The following is a 20,801-nucleotide window of genomic DNA, read 5'->3' as shown; positions in this document are numbered from 1 at the left end:
TATAAATCCATAAAGATTGCGAAAAAATGATAGATGCTTTTATTTGCGATGCAATTCGCACCCCTATAGGCCGTTACGGCGGTGTATTGAAAGATGTCAGGGCCGATGATCTGGGCGCCGTGCCTTTGCGCGCACTGATGCAGCGTAATCCCAATGTAGATTGGGCGGCGGTGCAGGATGTGATTTTCGGTTGCGCCAACCAGGCCGGTGAAGATAACCGCAACGTCGCGAGGATGTCCCTGTTGCTGGCTGGCTTGCCGCTGGAAGTGCCCGGTTCTACCGTCAACCGCCTGTGCGGTTCCGGCATGGATGCGGTAGGCATTGCCGCACGAGCGATCAAATCCGGCGAAACCGGACTGATGATTGCCGGTGGCGTGGAATCGATGACTCGCGCACCCTTTGTGATGGGCAAGGCGGATAGCGCGTTTTCCCGCAATGCAAATATTTTCGATACGACCATAGGCTGGCGTTTCGTCAATCCGCAAATGAAGGCGCAATATGGCGTGGATGCGATGCCGGAAACGGCAGAAAACGTCGCTACCGATTATCAGGTAAGCCGCGCCGACCAGGATCTGTTCGCGCTGGCAAGCCAGAACAAGGCGTCCGCTGCGCAGGCAAATGGCACGCTGGCTGAGGAAATCACTGCTGTCAGTATCGCGCAGAAAAAAGGCGATGCGATTGTCGTCACGCAGGATGAACATCCGCGCGCCACTTCGCTGGAAGCGCTGGCAAAACTAAAACCCATCGTGCGTGCAGACGGTACCGTTACCGCAGGTAATGCATCCGGCGTGAATGACGGTGCGTGCGCATTGCTGCTCGCCAGTGCAGAAGCGGCACAGAAACATGGCCTGACACCGAAGGCTCGCATCGTCGGTATGGCGACGGCCGGCGTGGCGCCCCGGGTAATGGGCATAGGTCCGGTACCTGCGGTGCAAAAACTGCTGCAGCGCCTGAACATGACGATAGACCAGATGGATGTCATTGAGCTGAACGAGGCGTTTGCGGCCCAGGGCCTGGCGGTATTACGTCAGCTTGGCGTGCGCGACGACGATGCTCGCGTCAATCCCAATGGCGGTGCTATTGCACTGGGCCATCCACTGGGTATGAGCGGCGCCCGGCTGGTGACAACGGCGTTGTACCAACTGCAGCGCAGCGGTGGTCGCTATGCACTGTGCACCATGTGCATAGGCGTAGGGCAGGGTATTGCGATCGTGATAGAAAGAGTTTAATCCCCTCCCTCTTTTGACTGGAATCTGTCCGGCATGAAAAACAGCAGCACACTTACCTCGCTGATCTCCTCCACCGAACCCATGCTGGCGGTGTTTTCAGACCACAACAGCATCGCCTGCATGCTGGATGTGGAAGCAGCATTGGCGCGCGCGGAAGTCAGGAATCAGGTCATTCCGGAACAGGCGCTGGCGGCGATAGAAGCAGCCTGTGAAGTGGAGTTGATAGACTTTGCTTCGCTGGCCCATGCGGCAGCAAGCGCCGGCAACCTGGCGATTCCGCTGATCAAGCAATTGACTGCCAATGTTGCCAAGGCAGATGCGGCGGCTGCAAAGTATGTGCACTGGGGCGCAACCAGCCAGGACGTGATGGATACGGCATTGGTGCTGCAGTTGCGGCAGGCGTTGGATCTTATCGACGCCGATCTGCTGTTGCTGAATGCAGCACTGGCAGCGCTGGCCGGACGGCATAGGGATACGGTCATGGTGGGCCGTACCTGGATGCAGCACGCGTTGCCGGTGAGTTTTGGCATGAAAGTGGCTAGCTGGCTGGACGGCATGCTGCGGCACCAGCAACGGCTGCGCGAAGTCAGGAAACAGATACTGGTAGTGCAATGTGGTGGTGCTGCGGGCACGCTGGCCAGTCTGGCTGACAAAGCCGGTGGTGTGGCAGCTGCGCTGGCGGAAGAGCTGGATCTGGGTTTGCCGGACATGCCCTGGCATGTGCAGCGTGACCGGATTGCTGAAGTTGCTACTGTCATGGGTTTACTGGTAGGTTCTCTGGGCAAGATGGCGCGCGATATTTCCCTGCTGAGCCAGACCGACGTGGCCGAAGTGGCAGAACCGGAGCAGGCGGGGCGCGGCGGATCGTCTGCGATGCCGCACAAGCGCAATCCGGTGGGCTGCGCGGTTGCATTGTCGGCAGCAGTGCGCGTGCCCGGTCTGGTATCGACGATGCTGTCGGGCATGGTGCAGGAAAATGAACGAGCCCTCGGCGGCTGGCAAGCCGAGTGGGATACCTTGCCCGATATCATGCGGCTGGCAGCGGGTTCGCTGGCGCAAATGAAACAAGTGGCGGCAGGTTTGACGGTGGACACCGCGCGTATGCGCTTGAATCTGGATGCAACCCATGGCCAGATCATGGCCGAGGCAGTCACGCTGGCGCTGGGGCGCAGCATAGGCCGCATGGCAGCGCATCAGCTCGTAGAAAAAGCTTGCCACGAAGCCGTTGCACAGCAAAAGCATTTGCGAGACGTGCTGGCGCAGGATGCGACAGTGGGCGCACACCTGTCTGGTGACGATCTGAGCAAGTTGCTAGACCCGGCATTATATACAGGGCAGGCCGCCGCCTTCGTGGACAAGGTACTGGCGAGCTGGAGTGCTGGCAAAAGAAACTAGGCAGGCATAAACAAGCATAGGCAAACATAATAAGATGCTTGCTCTCAACTTACTCTCAAATAAAAGAATTCAATAAGGATGACATGATGAGTACAGGACGTATCAACTACAAGCTGGAAGGGAAGGACGGGGCGCCTGTATTGGTGTTGTCCAACTCTCTTGGCACCACGATGGAGATGTGGCAGCCGCAGATGCCGGCCCTGCTGGAGCATTTTCGCGTATTGCGCTATGACGCACGCGGCCATGGACTCTCCTGGGTCACTCCGGCTCCTTACAGCATAGAACAACTGGGCGGCGACGTAATCGCTTTGCTGGACCAGCTGGATATCAGGCAAGCCCATTTTTGTGGGCTTTCCATGGGCGGCATGGTAGGCGTCTGGCTGGGTGTGAACCACCCTGAACGTTTTTTTAAACTGGCCCTGTGCAATACAGGCGCCAAGATAGGCGTAGCGCAAACCTGGAATGCCCGTATTGATCAAGTAATACGCGAGGGCATGGAGTCCATCGCTGGCACGGTCATCGATCGCTGGTTCACAGCCGCTTACCAGTCCAGGGAGCCGGCAAATGTGGAGACGGTAAAGCAGATGCTGCTGCACACGGACCGTATTGGTTACACCGGCAGTTGCGCCGCCATCCGTGACATGGATCTGCGCGAGGACCTGTCCGGCATCAAGTTGCCGGTGCTGGTGATTGCCGGTACCCATGACCAGTCCACACCGCCGCAAGACGGCAAGCTGATCGCAGAGCGTATCGCCGGAGCACAGTATATGGAACTGGACGCTGCGCACCTGTCCAATTGGGAGCAGACAGAATTATTCAACCGCCATTTGCTCGCTTTCCTGAAAGGCTGACCGTGGACGAACAAGAACGCTTTGACAAGGGCATGGAAGTGCGCCGCGCAGTGCTGGGCGACGCGCACGTGGACCGGACCCGAAAAAATATCAACGAGCACAATGAAGAATTCCAGAATTTGATCACCCGTTACGCGTGGGGAGAAATCTGGACGCGTCCCGGCCTGCCCAGGCACACCCGCAGCCTGATCACGATAGCCATGATGGTAGCGCTGAATCGCAGTGAAGAATTGAAGCTGCATCTGCGCGCGGCCGCCAACAATGGCGTCAGCCGCGACGAAATCAAGGAAGTGCTGCTGCAGAGCGCGATTTACTGTGGCGTACCTGCAGCAAATTCGGCCTTCCATCTGGCCGAAGAAGTATTCAATGCGATGGATGCCGACGCCAAATAAAAAACCGCATGCAATAAAGCAAGCCATAAGGCGGGCAATAAATACGGCAGGCAATAAATAAGGCAAAAGATAAGGCCGGTGCCGCTCCGCGGTCCAAATAATCCCTTGCGATACGATCACCTGATCAAGGTGGCGGGCAGAGGTGTGCGGTAAAAATTGAAGGAGACAAGAAATGCAGATTTCAACAAACCTGCCGGGGAGCTTGCAAGCATGCTGAGCAATCTCGCCGGGGTCTTATTTGATGGCATAGCCTATGGCTCACTGCTATTTCTCATCAGTGTCGGCCTGTCGGTAACGATGGGGCTGATGAACTTTATCAATCTTGCACACGGTGCCTTTGCGATGGTGGGCGGCTATGTCTGCGTCGTAGTGATGAACCGGTTCGGCATGCCTTTTCTGCTGTCGCTGCCCCTGGCTTTCGTGGCCAGTGCTGTTGTCGGGCTGGTGCTGGAACGGGTGCTGTACCGCCGCTTGTATAAATCCTCGCATCTGGACCAGGTATTGTTTTCGATAGGGCTGACCTTCATGGCAGTGGCGGCCGCTACGTATGTGTGGGGGCCGACCCAGCAGCCGGTGAATCTGCCTCTGTGGCTGCGCGGCCAGGTATCCCTGCTGGGCCTGGATGTAGGTTCATATCGCCTGTTCCTGATCGGCGTAGTGATTGTGATTACTTTTGCGCTGGCATATTTGATAGAGCGCACGCGTTTCGGCGCGCAGATACGCGCTTCGGTAGATAACAGTATCGCCTCCGCCGGCCTAGGCATTAATGTCAGCCGTGTATTTTCGCTGACCTTTGCGCTCGGCTCCGGCTTGGCCGGCCTGGGTGGCGGCCTTGGCATCGATGTGCTGGGGCTGGATCCGACTTTTCCTATCAAGTACATGGTGTACTTCCTGCTGGTAGTGGCGGTTGGCGGTGCCGGTTCCATCAAGGGGCCGCTGGTTGCTGCGCTGATACTGGGCATCTTCGACGTTGCCGGTAAATACTATGTGCCTTCGGTCGGTGCTTTCGTCATCTATGCACTGATGGTGGTGTTGCTGATTTTCTTCCCTGCCGGTTTGATGGGGAAAAAATCATGAGCCAATTGTCTGTCTTGCCGAGTTTGCCGAATGACCGCTGGAGCAAGCTGGAAATTGCTTTTTGGTTGATTCCCATCGCGTGTTTCTTTGTCTTCCCGAATTACCTGATACTGGGTAGTCAGATATTGATCGTCGGTTTGCTGGCGGTATCGCTGGACCTGATCCTTGGCTATGCAGGCATAGTCTCGCTTGGGCATGCCGCCTTCTTCGGGGTGGGCGCATACACGGCGGGCCTGCTGTCCGTGCACGGCTGGAGTGAGCCAGTGAGCGGTTTGCTGGCAGCAGGGTTGGCCGCTGCCGTAATTGGTTTCCTGGTCAGTTTCCTCGTTGTACGCGGGCATGATCTGACGCGCCTGATGGTAACGCTGGGCGTTGGCCTGATGCTGTATGAGGCTGCCAACAAGGCGGCATTCATTACCGGTGGTGTAGATGGCTTGTCCGGCATGGTAGTGGGGAAATTGCTGGGTTTCGAGTTCGACCTGAACGGGCAGACCGCCTACTGGTACAGCCTGGTTGTGCTGTTCATCCTGTTTGTGATATTGCGGCGCCTGGTACATTCTCCATTTGGCCTTAGCCTGCGTGGTATCCGGGAGGGTGGCAAGCGCATGCCGGCGATAGGGGCCAATGTGAACCGCCAGCTAATCACGATTTTTACTGTCAGTGCCGCCGTGGCCGGCGTCGCCGGCGCCTTGCTGGCGCAGACGACACAGTTTGTCGGCCTGGATGTATTGGGTTTTCCGCGCTCCGCAGAGCTATTGATTTTGCTGGTGCTGGGCGGTAGTGGCCGCCTGTACGGTGGGCTGATAGGTGCTGCGGTGTTCATGATGGCGCAGGATTATATTGCAGGCATCAATCCGGCTTACTGGCAGTTCTGGATAGGCTTGTTGCTGATACTGATCGTGCTGTTTGCACGCGGGGGAGTGCTGGGCGGTCTGGATAAACTATATGCCCAACTGCGCTCGCGCTCCGGCAAGAAAGGAGGGCCGCAGGCATGATTAGCAAATCGATCGCACTCAGAACAGAAGGCCTGTCCAAGCAATGGGGCGGCTTCAAGGCCAATACCGATATCTCCCTGTCGTTTGAGCAGGGCAGCCGCCATGCTCTGATAGGGCCTAACGGCGCAGGCAAGACGACCTTTATCAACCTGCTGACGGGGACTTTTCCTGCTACCTCGGGCCAGGTTTTTCTCGGTGACGAGAATATCAGCAAGCTGCCTCAGCATCAGCGTGTCAAACGCGGCATGACACGCACATTCCAGATCAATACCTTGTTTGCAGGCCTGAGTGTGCTGGAGTCCGTTGTGCTGGCGATCTGCGAGCGGCAGGGCATCAGCCGCCGCTGGACCTCGACCGTTGCCCGGCAACACGGAGTGATAGACGAGGCGCTGGCGCTGCTCAGTACGTTGAAGCTGGAGCAGGATGCTTATCACATCACGTCCAGCCTGCCCTACGGTAAGCAAAGGCTGGTCGAAATTGCACTGGCACTGGCGACCAAGCCCAAAGTGCTGCTGCTGGATGAGCCGGCCGCCGGCATCCCGTCGGCCGAGAGTTCGGAACTGTTCGACGTGATCGCCAAATTGCCGCGCGACGTGACGATACTGTTTATTGAACATGACATGGGCCTGGTATTTCGCTTTGCCGAAAGGATCACGGTACTGGTCGGTGGCAAGACCTTGGTGGAGGGTACTCCGGCGGAGATCGCCTCCGATCCGCGCGTCAAGGAAGTTTATTTGGGGGAGGCGGAGCATGGCTGAGTTGTTGAGACTGGAAAATGTCACCGCCGGGTATGGCGATTCTATCGTGTTGGAAGACGTTTCTTTCAACATGCAGCAGGGCGACAGCCTTGCCCTGCTGGGGCGCAACGGCGTAGGGAAATCCACGCTGCTGGTCACGCTGATGGGCTTGACCAGATTGCACAGCGGGAAAGTCGTTTGGCAAGGCAAGGACATCAGCAAAGTTGCCAGTTACCAGCGTGCGCATGCCGGCCTGGGCTGGGTGCCGCAAGAGCGCTTCATGTTTCCGTCGCTGACGGTAGAAGAACATCTGACGGTCGTGGCTCGCCCCGGCCCGTGGAATATCAAAAAGATCTATGAGATATTTCCCCGCCTGCTGGAGCGCCGCAGCAATATGGGCAACCAGTTGTCCGGCGGCGAGCAGCAAATGGTGGCGATAGCGCGCGCCCTGATGACCAACCCCAGCCTGCTGCTGCTGGACGAGCCCATGGAGGGGCTTGCACCCATTATCGTGCAGGATCTGTCGCGGGTCATCAGGCGCCTGATCAGCGACGAGGGCCTGGCCGTGATCGTTGTGGAGCAGCATGCAAAACTGGCGCTAGGCATGACCAGTAATGCCATCGTGCTGGAGCGGGGCAGGATAGTGCATCAATCCGACAGCGCCAGCCTGATGCAGGACGCAGAGACGCTGAGCCGACTGGTAGCGGTGGCAGCATAAGCAGAAAGCGTATAGAAGCAGAAGAAACATCCCTATCGGACTTTGTGCGAACTAGCGCACATACAGCACGGTGTTGCCGGTGTATAAATGTCTGTACGAATACGGCCATCATGGTCCGATAAGGAGAAGCAAATGTTCAAGAAACTTCTGTTTGCAGCAATGCTGGCAAGTTCACTCGGCGCAGTGACTGCACCTGCGAGTGCAGATATCGTGGTGCGCGTGGCGCCTCCTCCGCTGAGAGGCGAGCCTGTTCCTGAGCCGCGGCGCGGCTTTATCTGGGTGCCCGGACACTGGGATTGGCGTGGCAACCATCATGTGTGGGCACAAGGCACGTGGATACGCGAGCGTCCCGGCTATATGTACTATGAACCTCGCTGGACTGAGCGCGACGGCCGCTGGCACTACGAGCAGGGCCGCTGGAATCGCGGTGACCGCGACCATGACGGAATTCCTAACCGGGTCGACAGGGACCGGGATGGCGATGGCGTGCCTAACCGCGTGGACAGGCGTCCGGATGATCCCAATCGTAGATAAAACGGTAGATAAAATTACCTGAGACCGTTGACGGTTCAGATGTTAAAAAGCCGGTATCTGTAAAAAGATACCGGCTTTTTTATTGAGGCCAGCTTAAGGTTTATTTGCCGGTGTCTTTCATATCGACAAATTTATCGAATTCCACATTAAACAATTCCCCGCCCACTTTTTCCACTTTGCGCACATACACGGTTTGTATGATGTCGCGGGTCGCCGGATCGATCATGATAGGGCCGCGTGGGCTATTCAGCTTCATACCTTTCAGGATAGCCATTGCCTTATCTCCATCGATCTTGCCGTTCAGTTTTTTGCTGACTTCGTAGATCGCTGCCATCCCGTCATAGGCTGCCACTGCCATGAAGTTGGCGCGGCCTGCGCCTGGATTCGCTTCCGCAAAACTTTTCAGGAAAGCCTTGTTCTCTGGCGAGTTATGATTGGCGGAATAATGGAAGGTCGTTATCACACCCAGTGTGGCATCGCCCATGGCTGGCAATACATGGTCGTCGGTCAGGTCGCCGGTGGCGATCACCTTGATGCCGGCTTCAGCCAGTCCGCGCTCGCGGTAGCCCTTCATGAAAGCCACGCCTTGCTCGCCTGCAGGAACAAAGATGAATACCGCTTCAGGCTTGGCGTCCTTGATGCGTTGTATGAACGGTGCAAATTCAGGATTGCGCAAAGGTACGCGAATGGATTCCAGCACGCTGCCGCCACCGCCGATGAAATTGGTTTTGAACGCGGTCTCTGCATCAATACCGGGACCATAGTCGGCTACCAGCGTTACCACTTTCTTGATGTTGTTTTTCACTGCCCAGGTTGCCATGGGGCCGGACACCTGTGGCAGTGTCATTGAGAAGCGGGCGATGTAATTGGATTTGGTGGTGATGATGGAGGTCGCCGCATTCATGATGATCATCGGTTTCTTCGCCTGCTCGGCGATAGGCGCTACTGCCAGTGCTTCCGGCGTCAGGCCGAAGCCGGCCAGGAAATCCACCTTGTCGCGTACTACCAGTTCTTGCGCCAGGCGCTTGGCTACGTCTGGAGCCGGGCCGGTGGTGTCCTTGACGATAATTTCAATTTTTTTGCCCGCGACCTTGTCGCCGTTTTGACGCATGTAGGCCTTGATGCCGCCTTCGATTTGCTTGCCGTAGTCCGCGAAGGGCCCAGAAAAAGCAGCGATCACACCTATCTTGATTGTTTCTTCTGCATGGGCGGCAACGCTGGCCATGCTAACGGCGATAGTGCAGATGGCAGGTAAAAGCAATTTTTTAAGGCGCATCGTAGTCTCCGGTTTGATCGTGATGTGGTATCACGTTTATATAATTATTTTTGCGGCCTGCCGTCAGGCAGATGCGGCGAAACCGCGTGCTTTACAGATTATTTCTAAGATTATTATCAGCATACTACGTGCGATAGGCAACTTGTTGTGCGAATAACGAACATCATTTGCCGATTTTTTGCCGCAATTAAATAGAGTTCAAGCGCGCATAGCTTGCCCAAGTAGGTTTTTGCGGGCGAATTGTATTCAACATGCAGCATATTATGCTCATCCGGCATGGCATAGTACGAAGGCCCGCCTTTGCAACGGTGTACTGAGCAAGAACGGTGGCGGGGAGGCTGGTGACGGCCTGGCGCCACAAGCGCCGGGTTCGGGATGAAAAGAGGGCGGCCGTACCTTGGCAGGTCCGCCACCCGGGTATTTAGCGTCAGCAGACGGGCTGGCGCTTAAAATTCTTCCCATCCGTCAGTGGATTCTGTTTGCATGGATTTCTTTTCAGTCGCAGGCTTGTGAGCAGCCGCTTTTTTCAGCGGGACAATCTTGACTGCTGTTTTTACAGCTTTTGCGACTGGCGGCACCGGTGCCAATGCGGGCGCCGGAGTGGGGGCAGGTGTTGATACCGCTTGGATTACCGGATTCACATGGCTGGTGCGCAAAGCCGTGTAGTTATTCAGCTTAAACACGCTGACGGCCTGGGCCAATGCTGCCGCCTGCTCCTGCATGCTTTCCGCTGCCGCTGCCGCTTGCTCCACCAGTGCGGCATTTTGCTGCGTCATTTCATCCATCTGCGTGATGGCCAGGTTCACCTGCTCTATGCCGGAACTTTGCTCCTGGCTGGCGGCGGTGATTTCGCTCATGATGTCGGCCACATGCTTGACGGAAGTGACAATCTCATCCATGGTCTGCCCGGCCTCGTCCACCAGCTTGCTGCCATGATCGACTTTCTCTACCGAGTCGCCTATCAGCTCCTTGATTTCCTTGGCTGCCGCCGCGCTGCGCTGGGCGAGATTGCGCACTTCGGTCGCCACTACCGCAAAGCCGCGCCCCTGTTCACCAGCGCGGGCCGCCTCCACTGCGGCGTTCAGTGCCAGAATATTGGTCTGGAAGGCGATGCCGTCGATGACGCCGATGATGTCGACAATCTTGCGCGAGCTTTCCTTGATAGAACCCATGGTGGTGACCACCTGGCCAACCACGTTGCCGCCTTTGACCGCAACTTCAGACGCGGATACGACGAGCTGGTTTGCCTGCCGCGCGTTGTCGGCATTCTGTTTCACGGTACTGGTCAGCTCTTCCATGGAACTCGCTGTTTCCTCCAGTGAGCTGGCCTGGGATTCAGTACGGGAAGACAGGTCTGCATTGCCGGAAGCGATTTCGCTGGAGGCCGTGGAAATGGTCTCGGTGCTGCTATGGACCTGGCCTATGGTCATGACCAGGCTATTATTCATGTCGGCCAGTGCACTCAGCAATTGTCCTGTCTCATCCCTGGAATTCACTTCTATCTTGCCGGTGAGATCACCGTCGGCTACCCGGCGTGCGACGGTCACTGCCTCGGCTATCGGCGCGGTAATGGAGCGTGTAATCCAGAGTGCGAAAAAAATGCTGACGACCAGGCCTATGAATCCCAGGCTCAGCACCAGTGTGCGCGAAAAGGAAATATCGTCGGTAATGTGCATGCCGTTGGCATCCATTTCCTTATTTTGCTGTTCCAGTATCACGCTCAAATCGGCCAACACGGCTTCCAGCGCAGGGAAGGTCGAACTGGTCATCATCTTCAGTGCATCATCGCGCTGATCCAGTTCTATCAGGTCCGCCACCTTGGTAAACGAGGCGACAAACGTGGCGCGTGTCAGTTTGAATTTTTCCAGGGCCGACTTTTGTTCCGGCGTGGTGGCCAGTTTGGACAGCTTTTCTACGCTATCGACTATCTCTTTCTTGTTTTTGTCGATAAAACCGTATTGCTTGATCCTGGCATCTTTGTCAGGCAGCAGGAATAATTCTACGGTTCGGCTGCCGTTTTCTCGTACCAGGGTATTGATCTTGAATGCCAAAGATGCCGCCGGCCAATTATTGCCGACGATATTTTTGCTGGAACTGCCTATGGAAGTCAGGCGCACTGCGCTAATGGTCAGCATCAGCAGCAAGACCAGGATCACGGCACCAAATGCGATGGCGAGGCGGGCGCCGATTTTGAAATTATTGAAATTCATCTTTTTTCCTTATTGGCGAAGAACAGCTTGCTTCATGCGCTACAAGAAATAACGGTGAAACGCCGACGTGCCTGGTTCAAGGCGCGGGTATGAAAAATGAACTTGCTTGGGAGGTGATATGAGCAGTCTGCAATATCCTAGGAAAGGAAAGGCAGGCTTCAACTGATTGTAGGTGGCAGGTTGGAGTTTGGCAATATAGGATATTAATAATAATTAGTTATTGATATTGCAATTATTGATATGAATTGCTGGCTATTACAAGCTTGAAATATCCTTGCCCGTGTAAAATTCGCCTGTATGGTAAATGCGGCGAGTTTATTCGCGGCCTGCCAATTGAATACTAATCCAACTAAGACATTTAAAAATGAAACTTGCTACCCTTAAAGATGGCAGTCGCGACGGCCAGTTGATTGTTGTTTCCCGCGACTTGAAGACCGCACAAATTGCGGATGGTATCGCCCCCACGCTGCAAAGGGCGCTGGATGACTGGAATTTCATCGCGCCGCAATTGGAGCAGATGTACAACCAGCTCAACTCCGGCCGGGGCAGCAACACTTTCGACTTTGATCCCAAGAATTGCATGGCGCCATTGCCGCGTGCCTTCCAATGGGCAGACGGATCTTCCTACGTTAATCATGTGGAGCTGGTGCGCAAGGCGCGCAATGCCGAGATGCCGGATAGCTTCTGGCATGACCCGCTGATGTATCAGGGCGGCAGCGACGACTTTATCGGGCCTAACGATGATATCGTGCTGGGTTCTGAAGAGTGGGGTATCGACTTTGAAAGCGAAGTAGCCGTCATCACTGACGATGTGCCTATGGGTGTCAAGGTGCAGCATGCGGCGGAACATATACGCCTGCTGATGCTGGTGAACGACGTGTCGCTGCGTAACCTGATTCCTGCGGAGCTGGCAAAGGGCTTTGGTTTTTTCCAGTCCAAGCCGGCCTCCAGTTTTTCACCGGTTGCGGTAACGCCGGATGAGCTGGGTGACGCCTGGAAAGACGGCAAGGTGCATCTGCCGCTACGCTCAACCTGGAACGGCGTGCAGGTAGGCCAGCCCAATGCCGGCGTGGATATGGTGTTCTCTTTCCCGCAATTGATCACGCATCTGTGCAAGACACGCAAGGCCAGGGCCGGCAGCATAGTCGGTTCCGGCACGGTGTCCAATAAGGATAGTGCCAAGGGGTATAGCTGCATCGCTGAAAAACGCGCATTGGAAATGATCGCCGGTGGCGAACCGCAGACGCCATTCATGAAGTTTGGCGATACGATCAAGATAGAGATGCTGGACAAGAACGGCAAGTCCATCTTCGGTGCCATCGATCAAAGTATAACGGAACCTGAAGCCTGATGTTGTCTAATCCGACCCGGATGCGATCCATGAAGGAAGAAGCGATGCGTTTGCCTGCGCTGACGGTACTCCCCATGCTGCTGTGCCTGACGTCGGTGCCAACTCTGGCGCAGATCAAGGTCGGCATAGACTTGTCCACGACCGGGCCGGCAGCGGCCATCGGCATCACGTCCAAGAATGCGATCCTGCTGTGGCCGAAAGAGATAGCCGGCAAGAAAATCGAGTACATCATTCTGGATGACGCATCGGATCCGGGCAATGCAGTACGCAATGCGCGCAAGCTGATCAGTGAAGAAAAGGTCGATATCCTGATTGGCCCCAATACGACACCGAGTGCCCTGGCCTTGCTGGATGTGATCGCGGAAGGCGAGACGCCGATGCTCAGCCTGGCGGCTTCCGCTGCGATTGTGGAACCTATGGATGCCAAACGCGCATGGGCATTCAAGATGCCGCAGAACGATACCCATATGACGACCATACTGACGCAGCATATGGCGGACCATGGTGTGAAGACGGCAGCCTTCATCGGCTTTGCCGATGCGTACGGCGAAAGCTGGTGGCGCGAGTTTTCCCGGCTGGCGGAGTTGCGCAAGATCAGGGTAGTCGCCAATGAAAGGTATGCACGTACCGATACCAGCGTTACCGGGCAGATACTGAAGATCATTTCTGCGCATCCAGATGCGGTGTTGATTGCAGGATCGGCGACACCGGCGGTCTTGCCGCAAAAGACGCTGGTGGAGCGTGGGTACAAGGGGCAGATTTACCAGACCCACGGCATCGCCAGTCTGGAGTTCCTGAAGGTGGGCGGCAAGGATGTAGAAAACACCTTATTCCCCACCGGACCGGCGGTAGTGGCCAAACAGCTACCGGCTGCCAATCCGGTGAAAAAGGCGGCGATGAATTTCACGCGCCGTTACGAAGCAGCTTACGGCGCCGATACGGTGACGCAATTTGCAGCCGATGCCTGGGGTGCTTATTTGCTGATGGCAAATGCTCTACCTGATGCTTTGAGGGTAGCTCAGCCGGGCACACGGCAATTTCGTGCCGCCTTGCGCACGGCGCTGGAAAATACGAAGAACCTGACAGTGCCGCAGGGCGTGATCAATATGGGAGCGGCCGATCATGTGGGGCTGGACCAGCGCTCCCGCGTGATGGGCAAGATACAAGGCAACCGCTTTACCTATTCCTACGGCGGGTAAGCAAACCGGGAGCATGGTTGGCCATGCGGGCATATTCTCCGATCTGATGAATTACTGCCTGCCCAGCTGGAAAAACACGCTCTTGTTGCCGCCACTACCCACTGCAAACCCCAGGTAGATCGGGCCGATAAAACTGCTGAAGCCGGCAAACAGGCTGATGCTCTTGCGGGCGGAGCCCAGCGAGATATCGCTGCGCTTGTCCCAGGTATTGCCGATTTCCAGCGAAGACCCCAAAAACAGGCTCTGTCCGGCAAGGTCGAAGTTGACCGCGCGCAGCAGATAGGTCGCGCTGCCGTACAGCTTGTAGTTGCCGGAAAACTGGTCTTGCTGGTAGGCCGATAATTGCTGGAAACCGCCCAGCGACGAACCCAGGCCGCTGATTTCGTCGCCGGACTGGAACAGGCCGGCGGCACTGAATTTCAGGTTGACGCTATGTTTGCCCAGGCTGCGCGCCCATAGTGCATTCATGTCCAATTCCTTGTACTTGCCGGCGGATTGTTCCAGCCCGAAAAAGACTCGGCTATCGAGCTTGTATCCTTCGCGAGGGAAAACCGGGGTATCCAGCTGGTCGATGACAAAAGCGGCTTTCAGTCCGGCCTGTTTCAGTTCCGCGCTGGGCAAAGGCACCAGTTTGAAGCTGCCATCGCCCTGTTGTGTCAGCAAACCTCCAATATTGGGCCTGACGATGAGGCGATTGGCGCTGATCCCTATGCGCGCTTCACCCAGCGTGCTTTGGCTGCCTAGAGGAATACCCAAATCCACCCCTACTTGTTCGGAGCGCAGCCTATATTCGGCGACGCGGGTATCGCCTTCATACAGGTTGCGGGTATTCTGCTTGAAGTCCACATAGGGTGCGGCAAACATGCCCTCGCGCTCAAACAGCGGCTGCCTCAATTCCGAGTGCAACTGCAAGGTATTGCCAAACTCCAGGTCATTGCGCCATTCCAGGCCACCTTCGGTCAGCCATGGGCGCCGATGGCCTATCTGTAGCCGATAGTTGCCGGTGCCGTCCAGGCCGCTGGAAAGCGCCAGACCGAAACGCAGGAAGTGCGGCCCCCAATTGCGGCCATTGGCATTGATGCGTACCCCGTATTCGCCGTCGCGCTGCACCAGTTCGTGATTGATGCTGTCGTACTCGCGCGAGTTATTCAGTATCGCGAGCTTGCGGTTGATTTCTTCCGCATCGTAGCGGCTGCCTATCTGTATGCCGAGCTGGCGGCGAATATCACTTTCGGGGATCGCACCGTTATCGGCGATATCCACAAAGCCTATCTGTATGGCAGGCAGCTGCGGGTTCAGCCTCGCCTGCTGCAGGGCTACATACAAATGGGGAGGCAAGCTGAACTTGGCTAGCTTGTCCTGGATTTCCAGCGCCGCTTGCTGGCCCATTATCGATGCATCTGCGGAGCGGCCGAAATCCATGAAGCTGATGGAACCCAGATTCGGCTCTATCAGGATGTCCGTGCTGCGCAGGCTGGCTTTTTGGGCTTCCACATTCTGCTCGGTCAGGATATTGACCATTTGCTGGCTGATATTGAAGAAGGTTTGCAATTGGTCGCGCGGCAACAGGGGCGTGCCTATGTTGACGGCAATGACGATATCGGCGCCCATGCTGCGCGCAATATCGACCGGCAGATTGCGTACCAGGCCACCGTCGGTCAGCATGCGGCCATTGACCTGGATAGGTGCAAATACACCTGGTGCGGCCATGCTGGCCCGGATTGCGGTGTGCAGAGGGCCTTTGTCAAATATCACCATCTTGCCATTTTCCAGGTCTGTCGCCACCGCACGGAAAGGGATGGGCAAACGGTCGAAATCGATATTCGACGGTATTTTTGCGGTCCAGTTTTGCAGTAGCTCCAGGAACTGCGTCGCCTGTACTACGCCGGTAGGCAGGCGTACGCCTTTGTCGCTGACGCCTACCGTAGCGCCCAGAGGATACTGTTCGTCTTCTTCACGCAGGGGTTGAGGCAGGCTGCGGCGGTCAACCCGGTCCAGAGCGACATCGTTCAGTTTCAATGCGTCCAAGCGTTGCTCTATCTCGGTGGCAGAGAGGCCGGCCGCATACAGGCCGCCGACTACTGCGCCCATACTGGTACCGGCGATGCAATCAATAGGAACATTCAATGCTTCCAGTGTCTTTAATACGCCAAGATGGGCAAAGCCGCGCGCGCCGCCTCCGGATAATGCCAAGCAAATCTTGGACCTTCTGACCTCGGGGTAGTGATCGGAGCCGTCGCTTGTTGCCGGATCTTGCGCACATACTGTCCCTGCCAGCAGGGATAGTGAGAAGATGGTGAAAGTACAAAATTTTTGCATGGCGGCGTGGAAACGTAGTTTGCCGGTACTTTACAAGATATTACTGCTCAAAAGTGAGGAATACAGCCAGTAGCAACGGCCAAAATGTTTTTTTAGTATAATTTGCGAGCCGAATAATTCGGTACGTAGTACGTCTTCAGGGCGGGGTGTAATTCCCCACCGGCGGTAAATCCTGCTTTTTTGCGAGATAAGCCCGCGAGCGCTCACTAAATATCAGCCTGGGTCCGGTTCGGAGCAGGATGTTTTTCTGAGGTCAGCAGATCTGGTGTAATTCCAGGGCCGACGGTCATAGTCCGGATGAGAGAAGATGTGCCATGCACTAGACCTTTCCACAGCCAAGCGCTGGGGCGGGGCGTGTCTGGCTATTCAAACTGTTCCCCTGAAACGTCTTTTGCTAATTTTTGCCGGAGCGTTTCAATCATGACCAACTTAGTATCCTTAGCTTCTGTATCCACACCTGCTTCATCAGCCGCGCCTAAAAATAGCGACACTTCACCGCAGCAGCTTCCATTTGCCGATCGTTTGCGACGGGCCTTGACCGATATGCAGGAAGGGCGCCCCGTTTTGCTGATGGATGATTTTGACCGCGAAAACGAGGCTGACCTGATTCTCGCCGCAGAAAAAATCACGACCGAAACCATGGCCATGCTGATCCGCGACTGCAGCGGTATCGTTTGCCTGTGCCTGACCGACACCAAGCTGCAGCAACTGGATTTGCCGCCTATGGTCAGCAACAATGGCAGCCGTTACGGCACTGCTTTCACCGTCACGATAGAAGCGGTGCAGGGCGTGACGACCGGCGTTTCAGCAGCAGACCGCGTAACTACCATCATGGCGGCAATCGCCGATGATGCGCAACCGCAGGACCTGGCGCGTCCCGGCCATGTGTTCCCGCTGCGTGCGGTACCGGGCGGCGTATTAAGCCGGCGCGGCCACACGGAAGGTTCAGTCGATCTGGCCTTGATGGCAGGCCTGAAACCGGCCGCCGTGCTGTGTGAGCTGACGAACCCGGACGGCAGCATGTCCAAGGGGGATGATATCGTCGCCTATGCGAAAAAACATGATCTGGTGATGCTGACTATCGATGAGTTGGCAACTTACCGCTTGCAACAGGCGGCCTGATCCTGCTCTGAGTGCCCGGCTCTGCCCACTAAAGAGGCAGGACAATACTTATTTGGGGACGCGCCCAAGGCTTTTGGCCTGGCGGCGCACTCCCTCCTTTTTCCTTTTTTGCTTCATTGCCTGATCGCAAGGCCGTCGACGGCGCTTACTTGCTTTTAGCGTAGAGAGAACATCCATAAACAGATGCCGGTCCGCATGTTTTTGTGGAGTGTCTGCGGGCAGAGTTAAAATAAGCTATATTCCTTTTGCAAATACTTTACTCCGCCTCTGGGCCACGTTCCGAAATAACAGTTCAGCAGTTCAGCAGTATCGCAAACAATAGTACAGAAAGTCATAGCAAGCGGAAGCGCAGGCTCTTTTTTAGCCTCAGCGCTTCCTTAGCCAACATATCAACAGGAGCACGAGATGGTCACACTTAATATCAATGGTCGCGATACTCAGGTGGACATCGATCCATCCACCCCTATCTTGTGGACCTTGCGCGATAGCCTGCAAATGACAGGCACCAAGTTCGGCTGCGGTGCTGCCTTGTGCGGCGCCTGCACCGTTCACCTGAATGGCCAGCCAATACGCTCTTGCGTGACCCCCATTTCCGCCGCGGTCGGCCAAAAAATCACAACGATAGAAGCGATGGCTGCCGACACGGTAGGCAAGGCAGTGCAGGATGCATGGGTCAAGAATGACGTGCCGCAATGCGGCTATTGCCAGAGTGGCCAGGTAATGAGCGCGACGGCTTTGCTGAAAGTGAACAAGGCTCCTAGCGACAAGGATATTGACGAAGCGATGAGCGGCAATATTTGCCGTTGCGGTACGTATCAAAGGATACGTGCTGCAATCAAGGATGCCTCCAAGGCATTAGCCTGAGCCGCGCCGACCGTCATCAAGGAGAAAGATCATGCGTACTGAATGGATGAATGTACCCGGCCCCTTGCTATTGGGTGAGCAGCTTGTCTCGCCGGCCATGTCGCGCCGCCGTTTTTTGAAAACCTCCGGCGTAGTCGGTAGCGGGCTGGTGCTTGGCTTTTGGCTGCCGGCGGGTGGCGGGCGATTTGCCCAGGCACAGACACCGCCAGCCCCGATCTCTGCACCGAATGCTTTTTTGCGGATAGCGCCGGACAATACGGTAACGATTGCCGTCAACCGCCTGGAATTCGGCCAGGGCGTACATACCAGCCTGCCCATGCTGCTGGCCGATGAGCTGGATTGCGATTGGTCGCAGGTGCGTGGTGAGCTGGCATCAGCCGGCGATGCCTACAAGGATCCGGTTTTCGGCATGCAGATGACGGGCGGATCAGGTTCTGTTGCGCATTCCTATACGCAATACCGTGAAATCGGCGCCAGGGCACGAGCGATGCTGATTGCTGCCGCTGCTAAGCAATGGCAGGTCAAGCCGGAAGAATGCAAAACTTCCAAAGGCATGGTGCTGGGACCTACAGGGCAATCTGCCAGCTACGGTTCGCTGGCCAACGCAGCAATGCTGCTGCCAGTGCCTGAGAAAGTGACACTTAAAGATCCCAAGGATTTTCAGTTCATCGGCAAGCCGACGCCGCGTCTTGACGCGCGTGCGAAATCCAGCGGTACTCAGCAGTTCGGTATCGACTTCAGCGTGCCGAATATGAAGGTTGCCGTGGTTGCCAGGCCGCCGGTATTCGGCGCCAAGGTGACGAGTTTCGATGCCAGCAAAGCCAAGGCAATCCCGGGTGTGATCGATGTGCTGCAGGTGGTGACCGACCGCGGCGGCCAGGGTGTTGTGGTGATCGCCAGCGGTTACTGGCCCGCCAAGCAAGGGCGCGATGCATTGCAAGTGGTGTGGGATACGTCAGGCGTGGAAAAGGTCAGCAGTGAGCAGCAGTTCGCTGCATACAAGGCCCTGGCGAAACAGCCTGGCCTGGTAGCGAAAGACGCCGATGTGTCCAAGCTGGCCAGCGCCGCCAAAAAAATCACCGCGGAGTACGAATTCCCCTACCTGGCGCATGCGCCCATGGAGCCGCTCAATTGCACGATTGATTTGACTGCAGACGCCTGTACGGTATGGGCGGGCACGCAGTTCCAGACGGTGGACCAAGGCGCGATTGCACGCACCGCAGGTTTGCCGGTGGAGAAGGTAACACTGAATACGATGATGGCGGGCGGCGGCTTTGGCCGCAGGGCAGTGCCTACCTCGGACTACCTGGTGGAAGCGACGAATATTGCAAAGACCTATCGTGCCAGCGGCAAATCTGGTCCTTTGAAAGTGATCTGGAGCCGTGAAGACGATATCAAGGGTGGCTACTATCGCCCGTCTCATCTGCACAGGGCGGAAATCGGCCTGGACAGCAAGGGCAATATCATCGCGTGGAATCATACGATAGTCGGGCAATCCATCCTGGCAGGTACGCCGTTTGAGGCCTTCATGGTCAAAAATGGCGTGGACAGCACGATGGTGGAGGGCATGGGCGATCCCTATGAAGTACCGATGAAATTATCGGTGCACAATGTGAAGACCAATGTCCCCGTGCTGTGGTGGCGTTCGGTGGGATCTACCCACACCGGTTTTGTGATGGAAACCCTGATAGACGAAGCAGCGCATGCAGCGAAGATGGACCCTGTCGCTTATCGCAAGAAATTGATAGGCGACAAGCATCCGCGCCATCTGGCTGCGCTCGATCTGGCAGTCAGCAAATCAGGCTATGGCAAAAAGCCGCTGCCGAAAGGCCATGCCTGGGGTGTGGCCGTGCATGAATCCTTTGGCACGGTCGTGGCTTACGTAGTCGAGGCTTCAGTGACGAAAGGCGAGTCGAAGCTGCACAGCGTGACGGCCGGCATACATTGCAACCGTGCGATCAATCCGATGACGATAGAGGCGCAGGTGCAGGGCGCAGCACTGATGGGCTTCGGCACGACCTTGCCGGGTGCCGCCATCACCTTGAAGGACGGCGTGGTAGAGCAGCAGAATTTCAGTGACTACACGGTCGCCAGGATGAATGAAATGCCGAAAATCGCGGTGCATATCGTGCAGTCGGAAGATCCTCCTACCGGCATGGGTGAGCCGGGTTTGCCGCCGCTGGCGCCGGCTTATGCCAATGCGATCGCCAAACTCACCGGCAAGCGCTTGCGCAAATTGCCGTTTGATATGGCATCGGCAGTTAAAGCATGAGAAGCGGAACGAAAGCCTTGCTGACAGGATGCGTGCTGGCACTGGCGGCTTCCGCCGTGCTGGCAGGTCCCGCGGCTTACTTTCGGTGGAAGAGCAAATTCAATAACTATACGATTTGTGCGCAAACGACCCCCGGGGACGGCTGGGAAATATTGAGTGGACCTTTCAAGGATGCGCACTGCAGCAAACCTGCCAGTGGCCAGTAATAAGTCCCTGGACAGGAGTGGCATGTAAAAAAAACGGAACAATGCTCCGGTTTT

Annotated in this window: 18 protein-coding genes and 1 riboswitch; of the genes, 15 read left to right on the top strand and 3 right to left on the bottom strand. The window is 56.2% G+C overall.

What is annotated here, in order from left to right; all coding sequences use genetic code 11:
- Positions 1-26: 26 nt before the first annotated feature.
- From pcaF to IEW12_RS09140, 9 genes are all read left to right on the top strand, one after another.
- On the top strand, positions 27-1,229 hold the full coding sequence (pcaF, locus tag IEW12_RS09180) for a 3-oxoadipyl-CoA thiolase (RefSeq protein WP_188565773.1): 1,203 nt from the start codon (positions 27-29) through the stop codon (positions 1,227-1,229).
- Between the two features lie 33 nt (positions 1,230-1,262).
- Positions 1,263-2,624 (top strand): 3-carboxy-cis,cis-muconate cycloisomerase, encoded by a 1,362-nt coding sequence (locus tag IEW12_RS09175; protein ID WP_188565772.1) that lies wholly within the window; start codon positions 1,263-1,265, stop codon positions 2,622-2,624.
- 83 nt (positions 2,625-2,707) lie between these two features.
- The gene (gene pcaD, locus IEW12_RS09170; RefSeq protein ID WP_188565771.1) at positions 2,708-3,475 is read left to right on the top strand and encodes a 3-oxoadipate enol-lactonase; all 768 of its coding nucleotides are present in this window, start codon (positions 2,708-2,710) and stop codon (positions 3,473-3,475) included.
- A gap of 2 nt (positions 3,476-3,477) precedes the next feature.
- Entirely contained in the window at positions 3,478-3,867 is a 390-nt protein-coding gene (pcaC, locus tag IEW12_RS09165) for a 4-carboxymuconolactone decarboxylase (RefSeq protein ID WP_188565770.1), read from the top strand.
- A gap of 210 nt (positions 3,868-4,077) precedes the next feature.
- Entirely contained in the window at positions 4,078-4,944 is an 867-nt protein-coding gene (locus IEW12_RS09160; protein WP_188565769.1) for a branched-chain amino acid ABC transporter permease, read from the top strand.
- Complete coding sequence (locus IEW12_RS09155; RefSeq protein WP_188565768.1) at positions 4,941-5,939, top strand: branched-chain amino acid ABC transporter permease; 999 nt, start codon at positions 4,941-4,943, stop codon at positions 5,937-5,939. Before IEW12_RS09160 ends, IEW12_RS09155 begins: the two co-directional genes overlap by 4 nt.
- On the top strand, positions 5,936-6,697 hold the full coding sequence (locus tag IEW12_RS09150; RefSeq protein WP_188565767.1) for an ABC transporter ATP-binding protein: 762 nt from the start codon (positions 5,936-5,938) through the stop codon (positions 6,695-6,697). Before IEW12_RS09155 ends, IEW12_RS09150 begins: the two co-directional genes overlap by 4 nt.
- Positions 6,690-7,394, top strand: a complete 705-nt coding sequence (locus IEW12_RS09145) for an ABC transporter ATP-binding protein (RefSeq protein WP_188565766.1) — start codon at positions 6,690-6,692, stop codon at positions 7,392-7,394. The genes IEW12_RS09150 and IEW12_RS09145 overlap by 8 nt, the downstream gene beginning before the upstream one ends.
- 132 nt (positions 7,395-7,526) lie before the next feature.
- Positions 7,527-7,928 (top strand): YXWGXW repeat-containing protein, encoded by a 402-nt coding sequence (locus tag IEW12_RS09140; RefSeq protein ID WP_188565765.1) that lies wholly within the window; start codon positions 7,527-7,529, stop codon positions 7,926-7,928.
- 100 nt (positions 7,929-8,028) lie between these two features.
- Here the strand turns inward: IEW12_RS09140 and IEW12_RS09135 are convergent, their stop codons facing one another.
- Both IEW12_RS09135 and IEW12_RS29005 read right to left on the bottom strand, forming a co-directional pair.
- Entirely contained in the window at positions 8,029-9,204 is a 1,176-nt protein-coding gene (locus IEW12_RS09135; RefSeq protein WP_188565764.1) for an ABC transporter substrate-binding protein, read from the bottom strand.
- Between the two features lie 446 nt (positions 9,205-9,650).
- Positions 9,651-11,414: a methyl-accepting chemotaxis protein gene (locus IEW12_RS29005; RefSeq protein WP_188565763.1), complete on the bottom strand. Its 1,764-nt coding sequence runs from the start codon at positions 11,412-11,414 to the stop codon at positions 9,651-9,653.
- Between the two features lie 364 nt (positions 11,415-11,778).
- Here IEW12_RS29005 and IEW12_RS09125 point away from each other — a divergent pair, with 364 nt between their 5' ends.
- The gene (locus IEW12_RS09125; RefSeq protein WP_188565762.1) at positions 11,779-12,765 is read left to right on the top strand and encodes a fumarylacetoacetate hydrolase family protein; all 987 of its coding nucleotides are present in this window, start codon (positions 11,779-11,781) and stop codon (positions 12,763-12,765) included.
- Between the two features lie 59 nt (positions 12,766-12,824).
- The gene (locus IEW12_RS09120) at positions 12,825-13,964 is read left to right on the top strand and encodes an ABC transporter substrate-binding protein (RefSeq protein WP_371874539.1); all 1,140 of its coding nucleotides are present in this window, start codon (positions 12,825-12,827) and stop codon (positions 13,962-13,964) included.
- Between the two features lie 51 nt (positions 13,965-14,015).
- Here the strand turns inward: IEW12_RS09120 and IEW12_RS09115 are convergent, their stop codons facing one another.
- Complete coding sequence (locus IEW12_RS09115) at positions 14,016-16,157, bottom strand: patatin-like phospholipase family protein (protein WP_188565761.1); 2,142 nt, start codon at positions 16,155-16,157, stop codon at positions 14,016-14,018.
- A 254-nt stretch (positions 16,158-16,411) separates the two neighbouring features.
- Positions 16,412-16,596: riboswitch (FMN riboswitch) on the top strand.
- A gap of 107 nt (positions 16,597-16,703) precedes the next feature.
- On the opposite strand from IEW12_RS09115, the gene ribB reads away from it, so the two are divergent.
- The 4 genes from ribB (at position 16,704) to IEW12_RS09095 (ending at position 20,747) form a co-directional block, all read left to right on the top strand.
- A complete protein-coding gene (gene ribB / locus IEW12_RS09110) occupies positions 16,704-17,405 on the top strand; it encodes a 3,4-dihydroxy-2-butanone-4-phosphate synthase (RefSeq protein ID WP_188565760.1) in 702 nt (233 codons plus the stop codon).
- 405 nt (positions 17,406-17,810) lie between these two features.
- On the top strand, positions 17,811-18,269 hold the full coding sequence (locus tag IEW12_RS09105; RefSeq protein ID WP_188565759.1) for a (2Fe-2S)-binding protein: 459 nt from the start codon (positions 17,811-17,813) through the stop codon (positions 18,267-18,269).
- A 31-nt stretch (positions 18,270-18,300) separates the two neighbouring features.
- Positions 18,301-20,541 (top strand): xanthine dehydrogenase family protein molybdopterin-binding subunit, encoded by a 2,241-nt coding sequence (locus tag IEW12_RS09100; RefSeq protein WP_188565758.1) that lies wholly within the window; start codon positions 18,301-18,303, stop codon positions 20,539-20,541.
- Entirely contained in the window at positions 20,538-20,747 is a 210-nt protein-coding gene (locus IEW12_RS09095) for a hypothetical protein (protein ID WP_188565757.1), read from the top strand. The genes IEW12_RS09100 and IEW12_RS09095 overlap by 4 nt, the downstream gene beginning before the upstream one ends.
- Positions 20,748-20,801 lie beyond the last annotated feature (54 nt).

Source organism: Parundibacterium terreum (assembly GCF_014636315.1).
Lineage (GTDB): Bacteria > Pseudomonadota > Gammaproteobacteria > Burkholderiales > Burkholderiaceae_D > Undibacterium > Undibacterium terreum.
The sequence above is the reverse complement of the archived record's forward strand: the minus strand, read 5'-3'. Positions and strand labels throughout refer to the sequence as shown.